This window comes from Sphingobacterium olei, assembly GCF_005048855.1.
Lineage (GTDB): Bacteria > Bacteroidota > Bacteroidia > Sphingobacteriales > Sphingobacteriaceae > Sphingobacterium > Sphingobacterium olei.
The window spans coordinates 100,356-123,618 of sequence record NZ_SUME01000010.1 but is presented as its reverse complement, the minus strand read 5'-3'; the positions used below and the strand labels follow the sequence as shown (position 1 = coordinate 123,618).

The 23,263-nt window shown below is 39.7% G+C and carries 21 protein-coding genes; 8 read left to right on the top strand and 13 right to left on the bottom strand.

Annotated features, from left to right (window positions below):
* Positions 1 to 243 precede the first annotated feature (243 nt).
* Entirely contained in the window at positions 244 to 690 is a 447-nt protein-coding gene (locus FAZ15_RS19875) for a hypothetical protein (RefSeq protein WP_136903117.1), read from the top strand.
* 68 nt (positions 691 to 758) lie between these two features.
* Positions 759 to 1,181, top strand: a complete 423-nt coding sequence (locus FAZ15_RS19870) for a hypothetical protein (RefSeq protein ID WP_136903116.1) — start codon at positions 759 to 761, stop codon at positions 1,179 to 1,181.
* On the opposite strand, the gene FAZ15_RS19865 is transcribed toward FAZ15_RS19870, so the two are convergent.
* The 3 genes from FAZ15_RS19865 to FAZ15_RS19855 all read right to left on the bottom strand — a co-directional run bounded on the left by FAZ15_RS19865 (position 1,125) and on the right by FAZ15_RS19855 (position 3,452).
* Positions 1,125 to 2,018 (bottom strand): helix-turn-helix domain-containing protein, encoded by an 894-nt coding sequence (locus FAZ15_RS19865; protein ID WP_136903115.1) that lies wholly within the window; start codon positions 2,016 to 2,018, stop codon positions 1,125 to 1,127. The two genes, FAZ15_RS19870 and FAZ15_RS19865, sit on opposite strands and share 57 nt — an antisense overlap.
* Before the next feature lie 128 nt (positions 2,019 to 2,146).
* Positions 2,147 to 3,130: an aldo/keto reductase gene (locus tag FAZ15_RS19860; RefSeq protein ID WP_136903114.1), complete on the bottom strand. Its 984-nt coding sequence runs from the start codon at positions 3,128 to 3,130 to the stop codon at positions 2,147 to 2,149.
* Positions 3,131 to 3,176: 46 nt separating this feature from the next.
* The gene (locus FAZ15_RS19855; RefSeq protein ID WP_136903113.1) at positions 3,177 to 3,452 is read right to left on the bottom strand and encodes a hypothetical protein; all 276 of its coding nucleotides are present in this window, start codon (positions 3,450 to 3,452) and stop codon (positions 3,177 to 3,179) included.
* Between the two features lie 159 nt (positions 3,453 to 3,611).
* Here FAZ15_RS19855 and FAZ15_RS19850 point away from each other — a divergent pair, with 159 nt between their 5' ends.
* Entirely contained in the window at positions 3,612 to 3,884 is a 273-nt protein-coding gene (locus FAZ15_RS19850) for a hypothetical protein (RefSeq protein ID WP_136903153.1), read from the top strand.
* 9 nt (positions 3,885 to 3,893) lie between these two features.
* On the opposite strand, the gene FAZ15_RS19845 is transcribed toward FAZ15_RS19850, so the two are convergent.
* The 3 genes from FAZ15_RS19845 to FAZ15_RS19835 all read right to left on the bottom strand — a co-directional run bounded on the left by FAZ15_RS19845 (position 3,894) and on the right by FAZ15_RS19835 (position 6,041).
* The gene (locus tag FAZ15_RS19845; RefSeq protein ID WP_136903112.1) at positions 3,894 to 4,868 is read right to left on the bottom strand and encodes an ROK family protein; all 975 of its coding nucleotides are present in this window, start codon (positions 4,866 to 4,868) and stop codon (positions 3,894 to 3,896) included.
* 132 nt (positions 4,869 to 5,000) lie between these two features.
* Positions 5,001 to 5,354, bottom strand: a complete 354-nt coding sequence (locus FAZ15_RS19840) for an iron chaperone (protein ID WP_136903111.1) — start codon at positions 5,352 to 5,354, stop codon at positions 5,001 to 5,003.
* Between the two features lie 162 nt (positions 5,355 to 5,516).
* Entirely contained in the window at positions 5,517 to 6,041 is a 525-nt protein-coding gene (locus FAZ15_RS19835) for a DinB family protein (protein ID WP_136903110.1), read from the bottom strand.
* Between the two features lie 279 nt (positions 6,042 to 6,320).
* On the opposite strand from FAZ15_RS19835, the gene FAZ15_RS19830 reads away from it, so the two are divergent.
* Complete coding sequence (locus FAZ15_RS19830; protein WP_136903109.1) at positions 6,321 to 7,577, top strand: metallophosphoesterase; 1,257 nt, start codon at positions 6,321 to 6,323, stop codon at positions 7,575 to 7,577.
* 124 nt (positions 7,578 to 7,701) lie between these two features.
* Here FAZ15_RS19830 and katG read toward each other — a convergent pair whose 3' ends face one another.
* Positions 7,702 to 9,984, bottom strand: a complete 2,283-nt coding sequence (gene katG, locus FAZ15_RS19825) for a catalase/peroxidase HPI (RefSeq protein ID WP_136903108.1) — start codon at positions 9,982 to 9,984, stop codon at positions 7,702 to 7,704.
* 278 nt (positions 9,985 to 10,262) lie between these two features.
* Between katG and FAZ15_RS19820 the strand changes: the two genes are divergently transcribed.
* Positions 10,263 to 11,015, top strand: a complete 753-nt coding sequence (locus tag FAZ15_RS19820) for a DUF72 domain-containing protein (protein ID WP_136903107.1) — start codon at positions 10,263 to 10,265, stop codon at positions 11,013 to 11,015.
* Between the two features lies 1 nt (position 11,016).
* Here FAZ15_RS19820 and FAZ15_RS19815 read toward each other — a convergent pair whose 3' ends face one another.
* On the bottom strand, positions 11,017 to 11,667 hold the full coding sequence (locus tag FAZ15_RS19815; RefSeq protein WP_136903106.1) for an NAD-dependent epimerase/dehydratase family protein: 651 nt from the start codon (positions 11,665 to 11,667) through the stop codon (positions 11,017 to 11,019).
* A 1,006-nt stretch (positions 11,668 to 12,673) separates the two neighbouring features.
* Between FAZ15_RS19815 and FAZ15_RS19810 the strand changes: the two genes are divergently transcribed.
* Positions 12,674 to 13,798, top strand: coding sequence for a Gfo/Idh/MocA family protein (locus tag FAZ15_RS19810; protein ID WP_136903105.1), 1,125 nt, complete (start codon positions 12,674 to 12,676; stop codon positions 13,796 to 13,798).
* A gap of 14 nt (positions 13,799 to 13,812) precedes the next feature.
* Here the strand turns inward: FAZ15_RS19810 and FAZ15_RS19805 are convergent, their stop codons facing one another.
* Positions 13,813 to 14,877 (bottom strand): AI-2E family transporter, encoded by a 1,065-nt coding sequence (locus tag FAZ15_RS19805; protein ID WP_136903104.1) that lies wholly within the window; start codon positions 14,875 to 14,877, stop codon positions 13,813 to 13,815.
* Positions 14,874 to 15,107 carry a 4a-hydroxytetrahydrobiopterin dehydratase gene (locus FAZ15_RS19800; RefSeq protein ID WP_136903103.1) on the bottom strand — a complete coding sequence of 78 codons (234 nt, stop codon included), beginning with the start codon at positions 15,105 to 15,107 and terminating at the stop codon, positions 14,874 to 14,876. Before FAZ15_RS19800 ends, FAZ15_RS19805 begins: the two co-directional genes overlap by 4 nt.
* A 311-nt stretch (positions 15,108 to 15,418) precedes the next feature.
* On the opposite strand from FAZ15_RS19800, the gene FAZ15_RS19795 reads away from it, so the two are divergent.
* Positions 15,419 to 16,372 (top strand): helix-turn-helix domain-containing protein, encoded by a 954-nt coding sequence (locus tag FAZ15_RS19795; RefSeq protein ID WP_136903102.1) that lies wholly within the window; start codon positions 15,419 to 15,421, stop codon positions 16,370 to 16,372.
* Positions 16,373 to 16,524: 152 nt separating this feature from the next.
* Positions 16,525 to 17,292 carry an SDR family NAD(P)-dependent oxidoreductase gene (locus FAZ15_RS19790; protein ID WP_136903101.1) on the top strand — a complete coding sequence of 256 codons (768 nt, stop codon included), beginning with the start codon at positions 16,525 to 16,527 and terminating at the stop codon, positions 17,290 to 17,292.
* A gap of 82 nt (positions 17,293 to 17,374) precedes the next feature.
* Here the strand turns inward: FAZ15_RS19790 and FAZ15_RS19785 are convergent, their stop codons facing one another.
* Genes FAZ15_RS19785 through FAZ15_RS19775 form a run of 3 tightly spaced genes read right to left on the bottom strand, consistent with a single transcriptional unit; the run spans position 17,375 to position 23,221 of the window.
* Positions 17,375 to 18,796: an efflux transporter outer membrane subunit gene (locus FAZ15_RS19785; protein ID WP_136903100.1), complete on the bottom strand. Its 1,422-nt coding sequence runs from the start codon at positions 18,794 to 18,796 to the stop codon at positions 17,375 to 17,377.
* Between the two features lie 25 nt (positions 18,797 to 18,821).
* A complete protein-coding gene (locus FAZ15_RS19780; protein ID WP_136903099.1) occupies positions 18,822 to 22,028 on the bottom strand; it encodes an efflux RND transporter permease subunit in 3,207 nt (1,068 codons plus the stop codon).
* Between the two features lie 23 nt (positions 22,029 to 22,051).
* The gene (locus FAZ15_RS19775; RefSeq protein WP_136903098.1) at positions 22,052 to 23,221 is read right to left on the bottom strand and encodes an efflux RND transporter periplasmic adaptor subunit; all 1,170 of its coding nucleotides are present in this window, start codon (positions 23,219 to 23,221) and stop codon (positions 22,052 to 22,054) included.
* Positions 23,222 to 23,263 lie beyond the last annotated feature (42 nt).

Genomic DNA, 23,263 nt, shown 5'->3' with positions numbered 1-23,263 from the left:
CCATAACTGGTAAATGTCTGCTTCGGAATAATCCCCCCACTCGCACCGGTATATGCAAATCGCTGGCGCGTGGTCTTTGTTCCGTGCCTATTTTTATTGGCAAATTATCGACATATTAAGCAATCGGATAGAGCATATTTGACAAACCGAACGAATTAAACTCTTATGAATAAAACGGAATTGCTACACATATTTTCATCCTCCTTACTAAACACTACCAATGACAACTAAAATTGTAACATAATGGAGCTTTCAAATAATAACGCAAAGATTTTATTACTCGACATTCATCAAGACATAGAAGAATTTGCAGATACTTTGGTCACCAATATTCTTGACAAAAAAGATTTCAACTTTTTAACGTACCCGCCAAATTGTGGTTTGACAGAATTAGAGATTGAAGAACTCAAAAAACTGGGTAATAACGAACACTTAAAAAATGGTTTAAGAAAAGTTATTGCTGATAATTCAGCAGGCATCATTTTCAACATGCTTAACTTGTTTGACGGTACTGGGTTTCCCAAAAACAGCAATGACGACTGGACGGGGTTAAAACTGATAGACAAAGAACCTGACGAAAACTCGGAGCCAGTTGACGACTGGCTACACGACAAATTTTACGAAACATATTGGGACTGGAAAAAAATAAGGGGTGACAAAAATTGGAAACTGGATACATTAGATGAATGAGAGCTGACGCGAATTACTCGCAGCTTTAGACGAAAGACAGCAAAATAAAGAACTACGACCGGGCAACTATGATTGAACAAATTTATTTTTCAGAAATAATAAAAGAATTTCTTGCAGAGAATTTCCCCGAATTTCTCTCGTCTTTGGATTTTAAAGGCGATGGCTCATTTGATTGTGATCTGAGAAATCAAGCGGATACATTTTCTATCTGGCTAGCCACTTACAATTCAGAAATAACAATCGGATTAGAAGATCCTGATGGAAAAACTGACATTCACACACATTTAAGCTGCGATGACATGGAAGACTTGCCTGAAACTTTAGATCGATTAGCAAAAATGATAAATGAAATCAGAGAAGATAAACTAGTATTATATAAAGATGAATCCGGTTATCATTGGACAGATGAACCAATGGTTTGGAAACACCTGAAACTAGGTGATCGATATACGATATTCCAACGGTGTAATTTGTGTTTTTCTTTTAAATAGCCGATTTAATGATTGCGGCTGAGAAAAGCCTAAACGGTCTGCTACTTCGGCTACAGAAAGATTTGTGCTTGCTAACAGTTGTTTGGCAGCATCGATGACTTTAACTTCAATTCTTTCCTGTGCGGTCTGGCCGGAAACTATTTGGGAAATATCGTTGAGATAGCAACTTGTTAGCTGAAGTTTTCGGGCAAAAACAGTTAGACTCGGTAATCTACCGGTGTTTTTTTCATTTGGTTTAAAGGTGTGGATTAGTAAGTCCTGATATTCGCGATCTATCGCACAGATCTCCTCGAACCTGTCATTGAACCAGCGTTGATAGAACCTATTCATATGCTGTAGAAGCAATTCGGTATAGGAAAATAAAATATCGGCACTCATGCCGTCGGCATCATTTTTTGATTCTTCAGCAATTAAATGGAGAAGAGCTTTTACTATATGCTGTTCTTCATCTTTCAATAACAATGATTCCGTTGTCGAATAATCGAGAAATCCAAAACGTTTAAATCGGCTTTTTAGATTATTACCTTTGAATAACACCGGATGGAATGAAAAATATTGCCCACGGTCTATGATATCTTTACATGCTTCTAGCCTTGAGTCATTCTGACTAAAAAATAATAACATACTTTTGTTATCTGAATAATTTTCTTTCACAGCTCCCAAAAGTACCACAACAAATCCGTTGTTCAATAACATTCGCGCATCTTGTAAAAAAAAATCAATATGGGTAAAAGTCGCAAAACGGAAAGATTTATCTTGCGTTTCGTTAGAGAGCACCTTATGTTCTAAATCATTTTTTGTGTTGCCGTTGATATTTTGGTGTATATTTTTTCGCATAGTTGAAAGGTAGATTACTATCTAAACTCGTATCTACTCCAAAAGTTTTATGTTTCTGGTAAAATATTGTTAACAACTGCCGTAAATATAAAGATAATCATACCAATACGAGTCGAAAGATAGATCAACTAAAAGTCGTATACGAGTGCATCTATGCGGATAATTTCTTCTTCACTCAAATCGAATTTTAAAGCATTGGCATTTTCAATAGCTTGTGCAGCATTTCTTGCTCCCGCTAACGCAACTGTAATACCCGGTCGCTCAACAGTCCATCGCAACACCAATTGTCCGAGTGTGGCATTGTGCTCTTCAGCTATTGGTTTTAGCTGATCCAACAATGCATTGGTCCTTGCTATAAAGTCTGGTTGAAAATAACGTAAAGTTGCCCTGCTATCTCCTTCCTGGAATTGATAACCTGCATAAATTTTACCGGTTAGCAACCCCCTTTGCAAAGGACTATAGGCCAAAATAGATTTTTCGTTTACAACACAATAGGGTAATGTCTCCTCCTCGATTCCACGGTTTACCATGCTGTATGGTACTTGATTGGACACCAAAGGCACTATTTTACCTGCTTCGATCATTTGGGCAGCGCTATAATTACAAACACCTGCATGACGTACTTTTCCTTGTTCAATAAGCTGAACAACCGCCTCAAAGGTTTCATCAATCGGTGTAGTGCTATCTGGCCAATGGATTTGGTACAAATCGATGTAGTCTGTGCCCAATCGCTTTAAGCTTTGTTCACATTCATAAATAACGCTTTCCTTTCCAGCATATTTATAGATATCGATTGCTTTTCCATCGTTATCCTTGCTGTTCATTGCGAGATCTCCCTTCGCTAAATCCCAACGCATCCCAAATTTAGTTAAGACCTGAACGCTATCCCTAGCCATTCCTTTAATGGCCTCGCCAACAATCTCTTCACTTGTTCCTTGTCCATAAATTGGTGCAGTATCAATTGATGTGACACCCACATCATAAGAGGCCCTTATGGCGTCGACTGCATCTTTTCTATCCGTACTTCCCCACATCCAACCTCCTGCTGCCCACGCGCCGAATGTAATTACTGAAACCTCAAGATTGCTATTTCCTAACTTTTTGTATTTCATTTTCTTCTTTTTAGGTATGACCAAATTTCGTCAATAATTGAGACAATTAATTTTGTTCTAATTCCTCGGCTAAAATTAATCTGCAAAACTTCATTATTGGCGTGTTTTCATCACCTATTTTAGTTTCTCTTTCTTCTTCCGTTGACGTAAATATAGGTTGGTCTGTGTCATGGGGCCGACTAACAAAAATATCAGGAATGCTCGCCCCGTCCTGTTTAATATTAATTATTGAAAAACTATTCGAATCTTTGTCTGCAATATTATACTCAAATAAAATCTCTTGACCCGAGTTTGTATAGACTGTATGTGATCTTCTTTCCATTTTCTTAAGTTGAGTTCCTTTTTAGTAAAACAAAAAGTATTTCCGTTAGTTTACAAATGCAGCGGTTTATTTTTATTATCCATCTCCTGGATGGTGCCCTCAAAATACATTTGATAATTAATGTTGCAATTAACAAGTCTATTCTATATGTTTGGTAACATGTCAGATCAAGAGCATAATCCGTATCAATTATTTACAAAAACTATTTTGTTAAATTGGAAGTCCCAGCACGTCACTTATATTAAAGTGGAAGAATTAACGTCTATCAATAACGTCACGCTGTACGAGTTAATTCCTGATTCAGAATTATTAGATGGCGATCAAGAGACACTCTATCCTATTGATTCGGAAGATGTTCTAGAGATGCTTCTTCCGAATCCAAAAATCCGCTTTTTAGTTCATGATATCTATCTCGCTGATAACGAGGGGTAGAATACCAATCTACTTCTTTATTCCCAACACCAAAGCGCTTGCTCCAAGGATCGCCGCGTCTGCCTCGGCGAGTTCGCTGAACACTAATTTCACTTTGTTTCTGAAGATCGGAAATAGGTTTCTTTCCATATGAAGTTTCGTTGGTTTTAGGATGAAATCCCCCGCTTTGATAACTCCACCAAATAAAAGAATTGCTTCGGGAGAAGAAAACATCACAAAGTTAGCCAAAGCTTCTCCAAGTTTTTGTCCTGTATATCTAAATACTTCAATGGCTATCGGGTCTTCCTTAATCGCGCATTCATAAACTGTTTTAGAATTGATAGCGTCTTCCGGAAATTGATTGAGCATGGAACTTGGAAACTCTGCTCTCATTTTCTTCGCTGTAATAGCTATGCCCGTTGCTGAAGCGTATGCTTCCAGGCTACCTTCTGATCCCGTACTCCAGTGCTTTCGTCCACCTGGTTTTACGATGGTATGTCCCAATTCACCGGCAAAGCCGTCATGCCCATATACTAAATTGCCATTGGCAACTATACCACTTCCTACACCTGTACCTAAGGTAATCATGATAAAATCCTTCATTCCGCGTGCAGCGCCGAAAAGCATCTCGCCCAGTGCTGCAGCATTCGCATCATTGGTAATGGTGCAGCGTATGTTGAACTTTGCATGCATCATCTCAGCAAAAGGAATCACACCTTTCCAAGGCAGATTGGCAGCTTGTTCGATAGTACCGCTATAGTAATTACCGTTAGGGATACCTACACCGATTCCGTCAAAATTCTCTGCTGTACCGTATTTCTCGATTAAAGGATAAACTGTATTATATAAGGCATCAATGAAATCTTCTACCTTTTCGTATTCATCTGTTCTGAGGTCTCCTTTTTCAAGGACTTCTCCCCGATGGTTGACTACACCAAATTTAGTATTGGTCCCACCAACATCTATTCCGAGAGCAACACGTCCTGACAAGTTTGTTAACGACATTTCTTTGTTTAAAATTCTAGATGACCAAAACTATAAAAAATTGTCGTAATGCGCTATTAAAATAATAAAATAACCCTCATCAATATATAAGGCAACCAGATGTTACCCATTTAACCCGCCTTTATGAGCAATCTAGCGCTTTGCCTTGTTGTTATTTTCTGTCACTCTAAATCTTACAATTCTTTCCATTAATTCATAAGGTATGGCTTGATTAAGCGGGAATTGAACTGAACCTTTTCCTTGTTTATATGTTGAAAGTTCGTCACTAAATTCGCCGTGTCCCGAAGGTGTTGCATAAAAACCGATATGATTTTTAAACCCTGCAAAATAAACCAATGGCTTCTTATTTGTCTTATAACCGGGCATGCCATAAGCCATCAATTCTTCCGCTTCGGGTGCATTATCTTTAATCAATTTTCGAATTTTCCGTAGGATGTCTTGAACATCGTTTGGAAACTGCAAAATGTATTTTTCAATTTCGTTCATACTCAAATATTTTAATCCTTCTTAAGTCGAGCATCAATTACCTTTAGAAAATCGTTCTGTCGGGTTTCTCGCTCTGCAATTTTTAAAATTGGAGAATATCAAAAGGCTAATGTCAAACTTAGCAAATTGTGATTGGTTCTGCACTAGATCTAGGTGGGTATATCAATACGTAATATTTTCGTCTGTATCATACTTCATCGCGGGGTAGTGAAGCAGCCGTCGCATAAGCGCCATTTGTCCACATAGATAATCTTGTCTCCCAATGCACATGCCAATAAAATTAAGTTTATCTTCCCGTACGAAAGGAATATTCATATTTATCCGGAAAATTTCCGCCAATTGTTCTTCTTGTACTTCCAGTAAACTTTGATAAACTTTTGGTGAGATAGTATGGAAGCTTTCTTTCAGTTTGTCCAAACTCGGATAAGAAAAGTGCTCATCTAATGTTTTCCCCATATAAAATAAATCGTGATAAGGGTCCTCTTCCGGAAGTCCTAACACATGTGCTATTCCATAGCGTACATTGACGAAATTGCCAGCCATCCATGTGATATGATTAGTCCGACCATCGATTCGCTTCATCGCATCGGCCTCTGAAAGTCCTTCTAAAACATTTAAAAAGCTCTGGGTATGCATTCGATAAGCCGGAATAATAACGGCTAACTTTGATGATTTTGGTGTGTCCATGTTTAATAATTTTGAAGTCCGTTGTCAACTATTTTATTTTTACTAAAATTAAGGTGTTTGCCAGTGCAGATACTTATCCTATGGCAAGAAATTATTATTCCAAATGTGAAAGTTCCCTCTTCCCATTCTTAAATTTTACTTTACCCTGAACTAGTTTTGTATTTTGTTGCCTATTTTTCTCCGCAAAGCAGTAAAAAACACAAAAATCTTGGTTTTAAAAGCCCTATGTATCTAAAACATTGTTACATGAGTGCGTCTGCTTTTTAAAATAAATTATATATGGCAAAAAGGGCTATCCTCATATTATCGCTTTTCCTGATAGGTGATATCTATTTTTATCAGGCTATTATTACCATTACGCAAAATCCGCTGTTTCATATCGGCTATTGGCTTATAGATCTCTTATTAATCGCTGGAATAATATCCATAGTATTTATACGTAGAGCGGGTGACAGTGTACAACGTTTTATCGCAGTGCTGATTACGGCAATGCTACTCCTGTTTGTTCCTAAATTATTTTCCTTTCCGATCCTATTGGCAGAGGATATCGTCCGGTTGTTTCGTAGTTTTCCAGCAAGAAGCATCTACGTAAGTGAGGCTACGCTTGCAATTGGGGGAGTGATCTTTCTTGTTATCGTTTTTGGCTTAACGCGTGGAAAGCATTTTTATAAGGTGCGAAAAGAAACGATTTATTTTCCAGACCTGCCAGAGGCATTTGACGGTTTTACCATCACGCAGTTATCCGATATACACTCCGGAAGCTGGAGCGATACTAAAGGCGTGCAAAAAGGTATCGATCTGGCAAATGACCAAAACAGCGACCTGCTATTATTTACGGGCGATCTAGTCAATAATATGGCTTCAGAAATGGATCCGTGGATAGTGAGTTTCACAAAGCTGAAAGCGCCGTATGGAAAATATGCTGTTTTGGGTAATCATGATTACGGTGATTACATTAAATGGGAAAGCAGTGCGGCCAAGGATGCAAATCTTAGGCGTCTAAAGGAAATTCATGCGGAAATGGGCTTTAAATTATTGCTCAACGAGACAGTAACAATCGCCAAACAGGGCCAAAGTATTGCGCTAATTGGTGTAGAGAATTGGGGGAAAAGCGGCTTCCATCAATATGGTGATTTGAAAAAAGCAACGGCTAATATCCCTGATGACTCGTTTAAGCTATTAATGTCTCATGATCCGTCGCACTGGGATGAGGTCACTATTCATAAGCAGCATGTACATCTTACGTTGGCAGGACACACCCACGGGATGCAATTCGGCATTGAACTATTTGGCTTTAAATGGAGTCCTATCCAGTATTTCTATAAGCAGTGGGCAGGTCTCTACACGAAGGACGGAAAGTACCTCTACGTAAACAGAGGCTTCGGTTATCACGGATTAAAAGGCAGGGTCGGTATGTGGCCTGAAATCACCGTACTTACTTTGAAGCGGACTACTGACAATACAGCTGATATAATGCTAGAAACTAATTTGCCTGATCAGATGGCAACTCGTAAGAGCTATATTCGACAGGATTGATTGATCACGCATTCTATGGAGCATGAAGTTGATACCGATACAAAAAACAAATACAGCAGACGTGCCCGTTTGCTGTATTTGCAGTTCCTTAAAGCGTTATATTTATTTGTCTCAATCAGACACTTCAGTTTAAGTCAAACCGATCTAAATTCATTACTTTATTCCAGACGGATATAAAGTCACTAACAAATTTGTCCTGCGCATCCGCGCTTCCGTAAACCTCGGCAAGAGCTCTCAATTCTGAATTAGAACCAAAAACAAGATCCGCGCGGGTACCGGTCCATTTGAATTCTCCACTGCTGCGGTCGCTACCTTCATAAACTTCTCTGTCGTCGTCTATTGCTTTCCAAACTGTGTTCATATTCAATAGATTTACAAAGAAATCGTTGGTAAGCACCTCTGGACGGGATGTAAAAACACCATGCTTGGAACCATCGGCATTTGTATCCAATACACGTAATCCTCCCAACAACACAGTCAGCTCCGGCGCCGTAAGTGTTAGCAGCTGCGCCTTATCGATGAGCAACTCTTCGGTAGATACATGTGGGTTTGGTTTGCGGTAATTCCTAAAGCCATCGGCAATAGGCTCTAGGTAACCAAAGGACTCCACATCGGTTTGTTCCTGGGAAGCGTCCATGCGCCCCGGTGTAAAAGGCACAGTGGTACTGTGTCCGGCGTCTTTGGCAGCTTTCTCAACACCGGCACAACCAGCTAGCACGATCAAATCTGCTAGCGACACTTTCTTCCCATCTGCCTGCGCAGCATTAAAATCGCTTTGAATATCCTCCAATATGTTTAATACTTTTTGCAGTTGCAGAGGATTGTTGACCTGCCAGTCTTTTTGAGGAGTCAAGCGGATACGTGCACCATTTGCACCGCCACGTTTGTCAGACCCCCGGAAGGTCGAGGCTGAGGCCCATGCTGTAGTAACTAATTCTGACACCGTTAAACCAGATTCCAATACATTTGCTTTTAGGCTCGCAATATCATGGTCATCTATCAATATATGGTCGACTGCAGGAATGGGATCTTGCCAAAGCAATTCTTCTTGCGGAACATCTGGCCCTAGGTAGCGTTCACGGGGTCCCATATCGCGATGTGTTAATTTAAACCATGCTCGGGCAAAGGCATCTGCAAATTGATCTGGATTTTGAAGAAAATTTCTTGATATCTTTTCATAGACGGGATCAAACCGTAGCGCAAGATCTGTCGTAAGCATGGCTGGCGCAATTCGTTTTGAAGGATCGTGTGCATGTGGCACCGTATCAGCTCCCATACCGTGCTTTGGTCGCCACTGATGTGCACCAGCCGGGCTCTTCGTTAACTCCCATTCATACCCGAACAGATTCCAGAAGAAATTGTTACTCCATTTCGTCGGGGATGATGTCCAGGTAACTTCCAAACCACTGGTCGTCGTATCTGCTCCTTTTCCTGTGCCAAAACTATTCTTCCAACCCAAACCTTGCTCTTCGATGGAGGCTGCCTCAGGCTCAGCTCCTACTAGGTCTGAATTACCTGCACCGTGGGTTTTGCCGAAGGTATGCCCCCCCGCAATCAGTGCGACAGTTTCTTCATCATTCATCGCCATGCGACCGAAGGTATCACGTATATCTTTGGCAGCTGCGATAGGATCAGGATTTCCATCAGGACCTTCAGGATTAACGTAGATTAAGCCCATCTGCACGGCGGCAAGTGGCTTTTCGAGGTCTCGGGAATGTATATCACCATCAGCATCATCGTCCGAAACTAATACGCCTTCTTCCTTTGGCACACCTTCGGAGCCGTGACCATACCGGAGGTCGCCACCTAACCAAGTAGATTCAGAACCCCAATAAACAGATTCATCTGCCTCCCAGACATCTTCACGTCCGCCAGCAAAGCCAAACGTCTTAAAACCCATAGACTCCAATGCCACGTTACCGGTTAGGATCATCAAATCTGCCCATGAAATTTTCCGGCCATATTTTTGCTTGATGGGCCAAAGCAACCGGCGGGCTTTATCGAGGCTTACATTGTCCGGCCAGCTATTCAGTGGGGCAAAACGTTGTAGTCCTGCACCTGCACCGCCACGACCGTCGCCTACGCGGTACGTGCCTGCACTATGCCAGGCCATACGAATGAACAAAGGACCGTAATGACCGAAATCTGCTGGCCACCAATCTTGTGAATCGGTCATGAGCGCATGAAGATCGGTCTTCACAGCTTCTAAGTCAAGGCTTTTAAAAGCTTCGGCGTAGTTAAATTCCTCTCCCATTGGATTTGATAAAGAAGAATGTTGACGTAGGATATTCAGTTTTAGCTGATTAGGCCACCAATCACGGTTTCTAGTACCACCACCGCCTACATTATGTTTCATACTTCCGTTATGAAACGGGCACTTGCTGATATCGTTTGTTTCTTTTTCCATTTTTTATAGTTTTTATTGAATATATGGTTGTTTATATCTATTTAATTTTTACGGCCAAATAACGTTTATCCTATAGGTTTCAATGATTCCATTATTTATATCGGCTCATTTGAAATATAAAGATAATATATTAATAAGTGTCATCAAAATCAATTAACTCTATATCACAATAGTTAAAACCTATTACAAGACTAACTAACCTCACAGGGATTCTCGAAACTAGGCTGAGCAACTTAAACCTGTTTCGATTGTTATATCCAGGTAAAATGACAGCTATAATGAATCCATTATATTTTTCTGGCACAAGTGGTATTCTTTTACCATATAAGAACAAGAGTTTTTATCCCGAACCTTTACGGCTTAAAAGTAGGCTTGCTGTTTACAGTATATTATTCAACTCACTGGAAGTAAATAGTTCATTCTACAAGGTTCCGCTTTCGAATACTGTACGCAGATGGTCGGAGGAGGTAACAGATAACTTCCGATTCACGTTCAAGCTATGGAGAGGTATTACCCATACGAAAGGACTTATCTTTAATCCAGTTGATGTTACGAGTTTTATGGAGACTATAGATGCTATTGGCGAAAAAAAAGGCTGCTTATTAGTGCAATTGCCTCCGTCGACCGGATTTCATTCCTTTGCCCGTTTACAACAATTAATGGAAAGAATCTCAGCAAGCAATCCTAAACAAGACTGGAAGGTGTGTGTTGAATTTAGGCAAGCATCATGGTACCGAGCGGAAACATATAAATTACTGGATGCATATGGAGTTTCGATGGTTTTTCACGATAAAAGCAGTATTGGTTTGAATATAGAACAGATGGAAACAAAATTTATTTACTTACGTTTCCATGGTCCGAATGGTGATTTCAAAGGAAGTTATGATGATGATTTTTTAATGGAATACAGTTATTATATCAAAGATTGGCTATCATCCGGGAAAGAAGTCTTTGTTTATTTCAACAATACTATTGGCGAAGCAATTGCCAACGTGAACCTGCTGAAACATTATGTAGAGAATAGCGATTAAATTACGCCAACGCTTTAATTTCTTTGACACTAATGATCTTTTTTTGAAAATCGGCATGAACGAGACGAATCATGGCCTTAGCAACCTGCTGAAGTGTACTTGTACCGTTTGGAATCAGTACGTTTAATAACGGGTACATCCAACCGATATATTTATACAGCGGTAGCAGGTGCTTCTGTCCGTCTGTTGCTTTCATAAAACCGGGACGAAAATTATACACTTTTTTAAACGGCATCATCGTCAGCGTATTTTCTGTCTTCCCTTTTACCCGAGCCCACATGCTGCGGCCGTTTTCGGTACTATCGGTACCGGCACCACTTACATAGATGAATACAGCATTCGGATTTTGCGCCAACACCACTTCCGCAAAATGGATAGTCGTGTCGAAGGTAATCCGTGTATATTCTTCTTCCTTAAGTCCTACGCTACTAATTCCAGCACAAAAAAAACAAGCATCATATCCGTTAAGCCGTTCGTCTTCCGTCTTTAAATCCAAAAAATCAGGCAGAATATACTCTTTCAGTTTGGAATTTACGTGGCCACAGGGCTTACGGCTTACACTCAGCACTTCGGTAACATATGGATTAGCAAGGCATTCCAAAAGAACGCCCTCGCCTACCATCCCGGTTGTTCCTGTTAATATAATCTTCATAATGTTAAACGTAAACAAACCATACTATCTTAAGTAAACATTGCAAAGGCATTAAAGTTTTAATTTCCATAGGGATACGTGCTGTTTTTAATCAGTGAATGCTTCTACTAAAATAGTTGAACTTTCCTTACTGCTGGCTTTTGATTGACCTAAACGGACAACTATGTAGAACAACGAAAAAGCATATACCGATCTGTACGCTGGCTATTCAAACTTATTGAACTCGTAAATGACACTAAGATGGTGCTTGATGATATCATCACCCATTCTCTCCCCTTTCGGAGACAAAACATGGTTATTCCATATTTGATAAAAAAGAAGATGACTCTGTAAAGGTTGTATTATAATTATAAGCATATAAATAACATAAGAACTTGCATGTTTTTAACGACTTACATCTTTACACCATTTTAAAAAAAAAACAAAAAAACATTTTGACTAAGTGTATAAAATACACTATCTTTGTTCTAGGTTTATAATTGGTTAGTAAAGGTCTTCAGTCTCCCCGACTGAAGGCCTTTCATTTTTACAGAACAGTAGATCACGTATTTCACTCCGTATTTTCATCGGGAATAACCTTATTAATACCCTTATACGAGAAAAATGCGCTTAAAACGGGAGATTAATCCCTTGTTTTCCATGTCCTCTGTTTTTTGGCATGTGCTTTGAAAAACATTATCCAAATACAGGGCTTAACAACTAAATATAATAGATTATGGAAAATATTGAAGTAAAAGCAGCAAAATTAGGTCTAGAAAAAGGATATTATCTTTTATTGATGGCTATCTTGGAAGAATCCAGTGAAGATCAAGATTTATCCGCAGCAAGCTAGATAGAAGGAATCACCTAATGTACATACCATTCAAGAGCAACCGTCTTACTATGACATTGCTCTTTTTTTATTCTGATTCGTGGATAAGTCTCGGATAAAAACGACATATTTGCAATATAGGCAAACTATATATTGAGCACTTTGTTTATCAAATATTACGTTAAACCAACAAGTATGAGTAATTCACGTCGCAACTTTCTTCAAAAATTAGCCTTATCGGCTATCGCTTTGCCCCTTTTACCTTCTTACGCTACTTCAGATCTTGATCAGTGGTCGACAATAGATCCTCAAAAACCTGTCTTACGCGTTGCACTCATGGGATTAGGAGGTTACGCTCAGCACGTTGCCGAAGCTATGCAATCCTGCAAGAGGGCTAAAATAACGGCGCTGATCAGTGGCACTCCTTCTAAACTAGAAGAATGGGGCAAGAAGTATAATGTACCTGAGCAAAATCATTATAATTACGCAAACTTTGATGATATCAAGAATAACCCCGAAGTCGACGCAATATATGTCATTACACCTAATTCGCTGCACCACGATCAGGTTATACGAGTAGCTAGGGCGGGCAAACATGCCATTTGTGAAAAACCAATGGCCATCAATGCAGAAGAGGGCCGCGAAATGGTAGATGCTTGTGAAGCTGCCGGCGTGAAGTTATTGATTGGTTATCGTATGCGTTTTGAGCCCAATACACTTGAGGTCGTCCGCATGAGAAATGATGGTGAATTCGGAAATATCAAGTTTTTTCAAGGCCTGTCTGGATTTCGTATTGGAGATCCAAATCAATGGCGTCTTAATAAGGAATTGGCAGGCGGAGGTTCTCTTATGGATATCGGCATCTATGCAATAAATGGTGCCCGATATATGATAGGTGAAGATCCAATTTGGGTGACAGCACAGGAAACAAAAACTGATCCGATCAAATTCAAGGAAGGAGTGGACGAAACCATTCAATTTCAGTTAGGTTTTCCCAATGGTGCCGTAGCCTCCTGCTTATCTACATACAATATGGGTTCTTTGGATCGTTTCTTTCTAAACGGTGAGAAGGGTTTTGCCGAAATGAGACCATCAACAGGATACGGGCCCATAAAAGGACGTACAAACAAGGGAGAATTAAATCACCCACACGTGCCACATCAAACCATTCAGATGGATGAGATGGCGAGCATCATCCTGGATGGCAAAACACCCATTTTGTCTGTAGATGGTAAAGTCGGCCTCCAAGATATGAAGATTATAGATGCCATATATCGCGCCTGTGCTAGCGGCCAGCGACAGGAATTGGATCTGACTTAACAGACCAAAAAAATCTACGTATCTCCAATTAAATAACCATAAGGCTTCAGAGGATCTACATTGTCAAAAATCACCTTAAAAATTCCCAGTATTGGAATAAATAAGATCATTCCTGCAGCTCCCCAAACCATACCTCCCAAAAGAAGAACCATTATGGTAAACAAAGGGCCTAAACGGACTTTACTACCTGTAATATTTGGTGTAAGTACATAGCTGTCCAATTGCTGCACAACCGTAAAAAATATAGTCACGATGATTGGGACTGTAAGAGTATCTCTCGTGATCAACGTATAAAGCACGACTATTATTCCGCCTACTACCGATCCGATATAGGGAATCACGTTGATTAGAGCTGAAATGATAGCAAAGAATAACGCATTCTCGACACCAATTATAGTTAGGCCGGTAAAATAGATAATAGAAAGTATGAGTACTACTAAAAATATTCCGCCTACATACAAGCTGGATATCTGTGTAATTTCATCAACAATAAACTTAGTGTGAGCCACCTCTCCTGTTCCTGCGTACCTATTTACCAATTGAAGAACAAAATTCTTGATTCGACTTCTATAAATTAGAATCAAAATCGTGTATACGGTGATAATTAGCAGATTACCCAATAGGGAAACAATAGAAAAAACCGCTCCACTGACGAGTTTTCCAGCTGAATTAGACCATTCGGAAACTTGACTCTGTAAATACTCTTTTTGTTTTCCCTTGGAAACGTTGAAATGTTCGGAGATAAATTCATGTCCATTACCAAGCATTGTATTTAAGCGTTCTCCTAAAACCGTCATACCTGTACCTAGATTGACTAGCTCATTTATCAGGACGTAAATGACTCCACTAATCAGCAGAAGTGTCAGCAACACTGTTATCGCCGCCGTCAGAGCTCGTTTTATGCCCCATTTTTCAAGTCTACGGCATACAGGAACCAAAAGCATAGCCATCAGACCGCTTATCGCGATAGGAACTAGAAAAGTTTTTGCATAATGGAGGATAAAAAAAATCAATACTAGCAATAACAAGACTTGATTGAATCCACCTAAAACCGTAAATTTCTTCGTATCGGCACTCATGACAATAACCTGTTTATCGATTCTGCTAATTTTTGATCCTTATTTGTTACTCGGTTGCCTGCGTCGTGTGTAGTCAACCAAATCTCTACTTTATTGTATTCATTTTTCCAGGTAGGATGGTGATTTTGCGATTCTGCGAGAATCGCTACACGTACCATAAAAGCGAAAGCTTCCGAAAAATCGCTGAAGGTAAAACACCTGTATAATTTATTATCCGACTCGTTCCACATGATGAATGATTTTAAAGTCAGAACAACGAATTCAGCATAATTGTTTTAGGATGCAGCTTCGTATTATATATCATCGACGTCAGTGGAATATTTATGATTTATACCTATTGCAAAACGATTTTTGAATAGTTCCATTATTTCTTTATAATTCCTCCATAAATAAGTTTTCAAAGGTTGAGGAGAAACCGAAAACCGCGTAGCGCTCATTCATGCATTCTGAGCATATACTTATGAATAATTTGCCTTTATATCAAAACGCGATTATAATTGCGCCGAAAGGAAAATTTATCTAAGTTTGAATTTTACAAATTATGCAAACAAATCTGATTACTATACAAGATTTTTATAATGACATTTTTGGTGAATATTGTCCTCAAATAGCGCGTTATCTAAAAGATCAGAACAATGTAGATATCGGACATTTTAACGTGTTCGATATTGCAACACTCTATGATAGAAAAAATGCATCGTCAACAAAACCGACAATGCCTTACAATAGACGCACGTACTATAAGATCAGTTTAATAAAAGGTAAAAATACAGTGGAATATGCCGACAAGGTAATTACCATAGATGACTATGCCTTGCTATTTGCTACGCCAAGGATCCCGTATCGTTATGTTCCTCAAGAAGTAAATCAAGCTGGTCATTTTTGTGTATTTACCAAAGATTTTTTGGCTAAGGCTAATAGCGGAATGCATATAGACGAGTTACCTATTTTTCAACTCAATGGGGAATTCATCTATCGCATAGCTGCTAATCAGTCTAAAGAGGTAAAGCTTGTTTTCGAGAAAATGCATCAGGAAATCAATTCCGATTACATCTATAAATATGACCTCCTCCGTAACTATGTGATGGAACTAATTCACTACGGTCAAAAGCTCACACCCCTTGAAAGTGTCTCAAGTAGTATTGATGCATCTGCAAGAATTTCAACTCTTTTTATTGAATTGTTGGAGAGACAATTTCCTATCTCGTCGCCCTCGCAAAGCATACGATTAAAGTCGGCGATAGACTATGCACAAACGCTTGGAGTACATGTAAATCATCTAAATAAAGTATTAAAAGAACGAACAGGAAAAACCACCACCGAAATTATAAAAGCAAGAATACTGCAGGAGGCACGAATCTTATTGAAGCAAACACCATGGAATATTTCCGAAATCGCTTACGGATTGGGATTTGAAGAAGTGGCTCATTTTTCAAATTTCTTTAAAAAGAACACGAACATATCGCCACTGTCGTATAGAGATGTAATGGATTAAAGCGCAATAATTAGATAAATCAACCAGTTCTATTAACCCGGTAGCTTTAGCAAGAATACAATATTTGATTTTCGCAACTAATCCATTGAATTTTGCAACTACCTTTATTAACTAGTCACGACATTTGTATTATAAATTTTAAAACGAAAAAAATGTCAGACAATAGAAAAAAACTAGTCCTTATTACGGGAGGAAGTCGTGGATTGGGAAAAGATATGGCTTTGAAAACTGCAAAAAAAGGTTTTGATGTGATCATTACTTACAACAGTCAACAAGCTGAAGCGGAAAAGGTTGTAGCCGATATGAAAGCAGGTGGTAACAAGGCTTTTGCTTTACAACTGGATGTTTCGCAAAGCAAAACATTCGATCTATTTGTAGAGAATCTAAAAATCCTATTAGAAACTGAATTCCATTCGCAGTACATTGATGCGTTGATAAACAATGCTGGGTTTGGCATTCACGCTGATATGAGTAACACTACTGAAGAACAGTTTGATGCAATGGTAAATGTGCATTTGAAAGCACCGTTCTTTTTAGTACAAAAACTATTTCCACTCATTTCAAATGGTGGTAGTATTGTAAATATTTCGTCAGGGTTAGCAAGATTTACCACTACCGGTTACGACGCATATGCTGTTATGAAAGGAGGTGTAGAAACCCTTACTCGCTATCAGGCAAAATTCTTAGGAGATAAAGGTATCCGTGTAAATACATTGGCTCCTGGGGCAATAGAAACAGATTTCGGTGGCGGTGCTGTGCGGGATAATAAAGATGTAAATGCAATGATAGCAGGAGTTACTGCTTTGGGTAGGGTGGGTTTACCCGATGATATTGGTCATGTAGCCGCCTTTCTGGTTTCCAACGATTCCAAATGGATAAACGGACAGCGGATCGAAGTGGCTGGTGGGGTCCACCTTTAATCTGAATAATTTGACAATGGGGACGTCTAAAAAAGGTCGTCGGCCCCCATTGTCAAAAACTTGGTCATCTCTTCTGGACCACTTAGAAAGCAGACCAACCACCGCCTAACGATCTGTAAAGATTCACTACTGCGGATAATTCCGCTTTCTTAATCTGTGTAAGCTCTAATTCGCTTTGAAGAACATTGCTTTGCGCCGTAATTACTTCCAGGTATGTAGCCATCCCTGTTTCAAAAAGTAGATCGGCATGTTGTATGGCATTCTTTAATCGATTTGTTCTATCCTGGGCAATTTGTTGTTTTTGTTTCAGTTTTTGAATGGAAATCAGTGCGTCAGAAACTTCTCCTACAGCGTTAATAACAGATTGTCTAAATACAATGACGCTTTTTTCTTGCTCAACACGAGCGATTTCATATTGCGTTTTCAATTCCCTACGTTGCAAGACCGGTTGTGTAATACTGCCTGCTACGGCGCCAAATACAGAGGCTGGTATATTGAACCAATTGCTGGCTTTGAGTGCATTGACACCTGCTTCCGCGCTTATCACTAGCGAGGGATACATTTTAGCTTTTGCGGACTGTTGATATGCATGTGCTGCAGTAACAACAAGCTCAGCCTGCTTAACATCAGGTCTTTTACTCAATAGTTCTGCAGGTATACCAACATCCACGTAAGAAGGTAAAACAATCGTATTCAGCGTTCCCATGGTACGGATTCCCTGCGGCAATCTTCCACTGAGAATTTGGATAGCATTTTCCTGAATCTGAATCTGCTGTTCAAAATCGGGCATCAAAGATGCGGCTGCTAATTTTTGAGCTGCAACTTGCTCTACCGCAAGTAGACTGATATCACCGACCTCATATTGATGTTGCACAATGCGGAGGGTACTATCACTCAGGTTTAGATTTTGTCGGGCAATATCGTGAAGCTGGTGAAGCATAAGAAGCTGGTAATAACCCTGTGCGACTTGTGCAACAAGCTGTGTCTGTACTGCTTTCCTTACTTCCTCAGTTTGAAGGTAAGATGCTAATGCAGCTGCTTTTTGATTTTTAATCTTTCCCCAAATATCTGCTTCCCATGAAAGGGAAAGCGCCGCAGTATAGTCTTCTACATGATTTTGTCCTAAAAATTCGCCAAGGCTTAGTCCACTCATGCTGTTATTAGAAGGATTGGTACTATTAGCGGCTACCTTGAATTGAAGGTTTGGAAGATATGCGGCTTTAGCTCGACGAAGCATTAATTGCGAAGCTTCTATATTTTTGATGGCGAGCTGCATATCAACATTTTGATCTATTGCGATGTCTATCAACTCTTTTAATAGGCTGTCCTGAAAAAAATCGCGCCATGGTATGGATGCCATATTGGTTTCCGATTCCATGCTATCTCCCGCCCTATATTGATCAGGAAGCTCCGGAGGTAATGTATTTACCACCTGTTGCGTCTGGCAAGCCGTTAACGACAAGGATAAAAATAATGTAATACTGAAGTTATTTTTTATGCTCATGAATGTATTTTTTAAAAATGTTGTATCACTCGGTGTAGGTCTGAACAGATGTTGTCTCAAATTCCTGACGTGCTCTCGGAGCCAACGGTATATGCTGTTCTTTGGAAGACGATTTTGATATTTTTTCGTGTAAATACTGAAATATGATAAAAAGTATAGGAATAATAAATAACCCCAATACAACTCCAGATAGCATACCACCCGCTGCCGCTATACTGATCGAATGATTACCTTGAGCAGATGGCCCCACTGCTCCCATCATTGGTATCATCCCTACGATAAATGCCAAAGATGTCATAATGATAGGCCTCAATCTAAGCTTAGCGGCTTCAAGCGCCGCATTTGAGATTGATTCCCCGCGTTTGCGTCTTTGAATAGCAAATTCGACGATAAGAATAGCATTCTTGGCCAATAATCCAATCAGCATGACAAGTGCTACTTGTACGTAGATATTATTGGAGATTCCGGTCAGTCCAATGGCAGCGAATACGCCGAATATTCCTGTTGGAATGGAAAGAACGACTGCGAGTGGTATAATATAACTTTCATATTGTGCTGCCAGTAAGAAATATACAAAAATCAAACAAAGGATAAAGATCAGGGTGGACTGACCTCCCGACACAATTTCTTCTTTTGTCATACCTGAAAATTCATATGTATAGCCGGTAGGTAAATGCTGACTCGCAACCTCTTCAACGGCACGAATTGCATCTCCGGAACTAAACCCAGGGTTGGGAATCGCGTTGATGCCGATAGAATTAAAGAGGTTGTAACGAGAAGCTGTTTCGGGACCGTATACTCTATCCAATTTGACAAGGGTGTTGATCGGAACCATATCGCCAGACCTGTTCTTTACATAGATGCCATCCATAGATGATGGTTCGGTACGATCTGCAATATCAGCTTGTACCATCACTCGGTAATACTTTCCAAATCGATTAAAATCGGACGCCTGGGCGCTACCAAAATAGGCTTGCATCGTCTGTAATATATCTTTTGTATTCACTCCAAGTTGTTCCGCCTTAATGTCATCTACCTGAAGTTCGTATTGTGGGTAATCAGCTTTGAACGTTGTAAATGCCATTTGAATTTCGGGACGCTGCATCAGTTGTCCGATAAATCCCTGACCGATTTCACTGAATTTACCCAATTGCCCACCCGTACGATCTTGTAAAACCATGTCTAATCCATCTACGTTACTAAAACCAGGAACAGTAGGAAAAGTAAACACAAAGAAATTTGCACCCTTTATATTTGCTAATTTTTGATTCACATCCCCCATGATGGTATTAATATCTTTAATGTCACCCCGTTCTTTATGCGGTTTGAGCAAGATGAAGGCTACACCCGCAGACGGACTTGTTGACTGGGTCAGAATATTGAACCCAGCGAGCACATTCAAAGTTTTCGTAAATGGGGCTGTTTGTAACTGTCTCTCAGCCTCTCGTAGCGCCTCAGAAGTTCGATCCAACGATGCTCCAGCAGGCATGGAAAGTGAAATTGCAATAAATCCCTGATCCTCTGACGGAATAAATCCTGTTGGTGTTTTTCGGATCATAAATATGCTAAGAATAAGTACCAAGGCCAAACCCGACAATGCCACCCATTTGTAGCGAATCAAAAATTTAAGACTGCCCAGATAGTTTTTAGTAAGTCGATCGAAACCGACATTGAATCCGGTGAAAAACTTTTCTTTAAAACCTATTTCTTTACCTGTTGCTCCACCATGATGTGAAGATTTAAGAAATAACGCGCAGAGTGCCGGACTAAGTGTCAACGCATTAATTGCGGAGATAACTATCGCTATAGCCAACGTAAATGCAAACTGCCTATAAAATACGCCTGTAGATCCTTCCATAAACCCAATAGGTAAAAATACCGCAGACATGACTAGCGTGATGGAGATAATTGCTCCTGTGATCTCACTCATAGCGGATGTAGTGGCTAACTTAGGTGGGAGGTGATCATGTTCCATTTTAGAATGCACCGCTTCAACGACCACAATGGCATCATCAACTACTATACCTATAGCGAGAACAAGTGCGAATAGAGTTAACAAATTGATCGAGAATCCAAAAAGCTGCATAAAAAAGAACGTACCAATGATGGCGACGGGAACAGCAATTGCCGGAATAAGGGTGGATCTAAAATCTTGAAGAAATAGAAATACAACCAGAAATACCAGAATGAATGCTTCCACAAGCGTATGCTTTACTTGATCAATAGATTGATCTAGGGCATCCTTAGTATTATACAATACCAGATATTTAACTCCTTTAGGAAAACTGAGCGACGCTTTTTCCATAAATTCCTGGATAGCTATCTGGATTTCATTCGCATTAGAGCCTGCGAGTTGCATGACCCCAATATTAAGTCCTGCTTTGCCGTTTATACGGGTGTGACTTGCGTATGTGTAGGAACCAAGCTCTACTCGTGCAACATCCCTAAGTCTTAAGATCGAACCGTCTACATTTGAGCGGATGATGATATTTTCATAGTCACTTGGTTGATTTAATTTTCCTTTGTATTTAATAACAAATTCAAATGCTTCTGTGCTACTTTCTCCAAATTTTCCTGGCGCAGCTTCTACATTCTTATCCTGAATAGCCGCCATCACCTCTGCTGGGGTAAGTTTATAAGTGGCCATTTGATTAGGGTTGAGCCACACCCGCATAGAATAATCTTTGCTACCACCAAATGCAACGGCTTGTCCTACACCCGAGATCCGTTTAAGCTCTGGGATAATATTAATTTGCGCATAATTCGTGATAAAAGTTTGATCATACTTCCCTTCATCCTCTGTATACAGATCCAAAACCATGATCAAGCTGTTCTGTTGCTTTGCTGTAGTGATACCCGCTTGAATAACCTCCGCTGGAAGCTGACTCGTTGCCTGGGAAACACGATTCTGAACATTGACAGCAGCTTGATCAGGATCTGTTCCTAATTTAAAATATACTGTGATCATTAAGGATCCGTCATTACTAGCTGTTGAGCTCATGTAACTCATGTTCTCAACCCCATTTATAGATTCTTCTAATGATGGGGCGACTGCGCGTAATACGGTTTCAGCGTTAGCACCCGGATATAAGGCAGTTACTTGTACTGCAGGAGGGGCAATATCAGGGAATTGTTGTAGCGGTAATTTCAAGATCCCGATGATCCCCAAAATAACCAGCAGTATCGAAATAACGGTAGCCAGTACGGGCCTTTCTATAAATTTTTTAAGCATTTTATGTCTAACCTTATAGTATATTAATTGATGCTATCTTTTGATACTAACTGAGGAGTAATAAGCTGTCCATCTTGCAAGAGATCGATGCCTTTGTACACAATTTTATCCCCTTGTTTTATGCCACTCTTCACCAAGTAGTTCGCTCCACTTTTACCGATAATTTCTATAGGCTGCTGACTAACTTTGTGTTCCTTATCTACCGTATAGACGAATATTTTATCCTGCATTTCTACAGTTGCCACCTGAGGAATAAGAAGTGTCTGACTATATTTCTTTTCAATTCTAATTTTTCCGGTATTGCCGCTACGTAATATACCCTCGGGGTTACGAAATGTAGCTCTAAGCGTTATCGAACCGGTGTTTTTGTCAAATTGACCATCTACCATATCAATTCTACCTTCGTGCTCATAAATACTCTGATCCGATAGAGCCAATGTTATTGGCGGAAGATTATTGAGTTTCTGCTCTATGCTAGCTCCTTGGACATTATTTTTAAAATCAATGAAATCATTTTCACCTAAAGAAAAATAAACGTGTAACTCTTTTACATTGGATAACTCCGTAAGTGCTTCTTGATCAGTAGGAGCAACTAGGCTTCCTTGTTTTTTCTGCAAACGGCCGATATATCCGTCTACAGTAGCTTTTATAAGCGTATACCCGAGATTAATCTTAGCCGATTCTACGGCAGACAACGCTTGCTGTACGCTTGCCTTTGCAGCGTTTCGACTACTAACAGCTGTCTGTAGTTGAAAATCTGTTAATACTTTGTTGTTAACTAAGCGTGTCTTTTTTTCTACTTCTAGTTCTGCATTTTCTAGCGCAGCTTTTGCCGCCTGCAGATTGGCGTTTGCTTGATTCAATTGCTCTTGATAGGCTTGATCATTAATCTTGAAAAGAGGTTGTCCTTTGCTGACTTTTGCCCCCTCATCGATGTAGATACGCTCCAGTGTACCATTTACCTGTGGTCGGATTTCAATATTAGCCAAAGCTTCTATAGATGCAGGATATTCCCGATAAAGTGTTTCATCTACGCTCTCGACCGTCATCACGGGCAAACTTGGAGAAGGAAGTTCCACTGGCTTACTCGTACCTGTAGAACAACTATAGAGCAATACAGCGGATAAGAAATAACTAATTTTTACAATATTAAATTGTTTAACAGTGTTAAGTTGTTGCGTTAATGTTTCCATGAGATCATTTAATGATTTTTTATGTGTTGAGAAAAATTATAA

What these genes read in the sequence shown, in the direction of transcription:
- FAZ15_RS19875 (WP_136903117.1), top strand. Translation starts at nt 244, where the DNA reads ATGGAGCTTTCAAATAATAACGCAAAGATTTTATTACTCGACATTCAT.
- FAZ15_RS19870 (WP_136903116.1), top strand. Translation starts at nt 759, where the DNA reads ATGATTGAACAAATTTATTTTTCAGAAATAATAAAAGAATTTCTTGCA.
- FAZ15_RS19865 (WP_136903115.1), bottom strand. Translation starts at nt 2,018, where the DNA reads ATGCGAAAAAATATACACCAAAATATCAACGGCAACACAAAAAATGAT.
- FAZ15_RS19860 (WP_136903114.1), bottom strand. Translation starts at nt 3,130, where the DNA reads ATGAAATACAAAAAGTTAGGAAATAGCAATCTTGAGGTTTCAGTAATT.
- FAZ15_RS19855 (WP_136903113.1), bottom strand. Translation starts at nt 3,452, where the DNA reads ATGGAAAGAAGATCACATACAGTCTATACAAACTCGGGTCAAGAGATT.
- FAZ15_RS19850 (WP_136903153.1), top strand. Translation starts at nt 3,612, where the DNA reads ATGTCAGATCAAGAGCATAATCCGTATCAATTATTTACAAAAACTATT.
- FAZ15_RS19845 (WP_136903112.1), bottom strand. Translation starts at nt 4,868, where the DNA reads ATGTCGTTAACAAACTTGTCAGGACGTGTTGCTCTCGGAATAGATGTT.
- FAZ15_RS19840 (WP_136903111.1), bottom strand. Translation starts at nt 5,354, where the DNA reads ATGAACGAAATTGAAAAATACATTTTGCAGTTTCCAAACGATGTTCAA.
- FAZ15_RS19835 (WP_136903110.1), bottom strand. Translation starts at nt 6,041, where the DNA reads ATGGACACACCAAAATCATCAAAGTTAGCCGTTATTATTCCGGCTTAT.
- FAZ15_RS19830 (WP_136903109.1), top strand. Translation starts at nt 6,321, where the DNA reads ATGGCAAAAAGGGCTATCCTCATATTATCGCTTTTCCTGATAGGTGAT.
- katG (WP_136903108.1), bottom strand. Translation starts at nt 9,984, where the DNA reads ATGGAAAAAGAAACAAACGATATCAGCAAGTGCCCGTTTCATAACGGA.
- FAZ15_RS19820 (WP_136903107.1), top strand. Translation starts at nt 10,263, where the DNA reads ATGAATCCATTATATTTTTCTGGCACAAGTGGTATTCTTTTACCATAT.
- FAZ15_RS19815 (WP_136903106.1), bottom strand. Translation starts at nt 11,667, where the DNA reads ATGAAGATTATATTAACAGGAACAACCGGGATGGTAGGCGAGGGCGTT.
- FAZ15_RS19810 (WP_136903105.1), top strand. Translation starts at nt 12,674, where the DNA reads ATGAGTAATTCACGTCGCAACTTTCTTCAAAAATTAGCCTTATCGGCT.
- FAZ15_RS19805 (WP_136903104.1), bottom strand. Translation starts at nt 14,877, where the DNA reads ATGAGTGCCGATACGAAGAAATTTACGGTTTTAGGTGGATTCAATCAA.
- FAZ15_RS19800 (WP_136903103.1), bottom strand. Translation starts at nt 15,107, where the DNA reads ATGTGGAACGAGTCGGATAATAAATTATACAGGTGTTTTACCTTCAGC.
- FAZ15_RS19795 (WP_136903102.1), top strand. Translation starts at nt 15,419, where the DNA reads ATGCAAACAAATCTGATTACTATACAAGATTTTTATAATGACATTTTT.
- FAZ15_RS19790 (WP_136903101.1), top strand. Translation starts at nt 16,525, where the DNA reads ATGTCAGACAATAGAAAAAAACTAGTCCTTATTACGGGAGGAAGTCGT.
- FAZ15_RS19785 (WP_136903100.1), bottom strand. Translation starts at nt 18,796, where the DNA reads ATGAGCATAAAAAATAACTTCAGTATTACATTATTTTTATCCTTGTCG.
- FAZ15_RS19780 (WP_136903099.1), bottom strand. Translation starts at nt 22,028, where the DNA reads ATGCTTAAAAAATTTATAGAAAGGCCCGTACTGGCTACCGTTATTTCG.
- FAZ15_RS19775 (WP_136903098.1), bottom strand. Translation starts at nt 23,221, where the DNA reads ATGGAAACATTAACGCAACAACTTAACACTGTTAAACAATTTAATATT.